Origin of the sequence: Nocardia concava NBRC 100430, from assembly GCF_000308815.1 — a bacterium.
In the GTDB taxonomy this organism is placed as follows: Bacteria; Actinomycetota; Actinomycetes; order Mycobacteriales; family Mycobacteriaceae; genus Nocardia; species Nocardia concava.
The window spans coordinates 1-1,153 of the sequence record NZ_BAFX01000038.1 but is presented as its reverse complement, the minus strand read 5'-3'; the positions used below and the strand labels follow the sequence as shown (position 1 = coordinate 1,153).

The following is a 1,153-nucleotide window of genomic DNA, read 5'->3' as shown; positions in this document are numbered from 1 at the left end:
CGCGGATACACGGGTACGGGAATATCAACCCGTTGTCCATCGACTACGCCTGTCGGCCTCGCCTTAGGTCCCGACTCACCCTGGGCGGATTAACCTGGCCCAGGAACCCTTGGTCATTCGGCGGACGAGTTTCTCACTCGTCTTTCGCTACTCATGCCTGCATTCTCACTCGCATGGCCTCCACGGCTGGATCACTCCGCCGCTTCCCTGGCCATACGACGCTCCCCTACCCATCCAGACTCCTGGCCCGAAGGCGGGATAATGTCTGAATGCCGCGGCTTCGGCGGTGTACTTGAGCCCCGCTACATTGTCGGCGCAGGATCACTTGACCAGTGAGCTATTACGCACTCTTTCAAGGGTGGCTGCTTCTAAGCCAACCTCCTGGTTGTCTTCGCGACCCCACATCCTTTTCCACTTAGTACACGCTTAGGGGCCTTAGCCGGCGATCTGGGCTGTTTCCCTCTCGACTACGAAGCTTATCCCCCGCAGTCTCACTGCCACGCTCTCACACACCGGCATTCGGAGTTTGGCTGACTTCGGTAAGCTTGTGGGCCCCCTAGGCCATCCAGTAGCTCTACCTCCGGCGTGAAACACGTGACGCTGCACCTAAATGCATTTCGGGGAGAACCAGCTATCACGGAGTTTGATTGGCCTTTCACCCCTACCCACAGCTCATCCCCTCAGTTTTCAACCTAAGTGGGTTCGGGCCTCCACGACGTCTTACCGTCGCTTCACCCTGGCCATGGGTAGATCACTCCGCTTCGGGTCCATAGTGTGCGACTGCGGCGCCCTATTCGGACTCGCTTTCGCTACGGCTCCCCCACACGGGTTAACCTCGCCACACACCGATGACTCGCAGGCTCATTCTTCAAAAGGCACGCCATCACCCAACAAGTAGGCTCTGACGGATTGTAAGCGCACGGTTTCAGGTACTATTTCACTCCCCTCCCGGGGTACTTTTCACCTTTCCCTCACGGTACTAGTCCGCTATCGGTCACCAGGTAGTATTCAGGCTTATCGGGTGGTCCCGACAGATTCACAGCAGATTTCACGGGCCCGCTGCTACTCGGGTGCCCATCACATGAGCCGAGATGTTTTCGTCTACCGGACTCTCACCGTCTACGGTTGGCCGTCCCAGACCAATTCGACTAAC

At 57.8% G+C, this 1,153-nt stretch carries 1 rRNA gene; it reads right to left on the bottom strand.

The features are described 5' to 3' along the window. Nucleotides 1–1,153: ribosomal RNA gene (locus ON43_RS07705) — 23S ribosomal RNA — on the bottom strand; the annotation flags it as partial.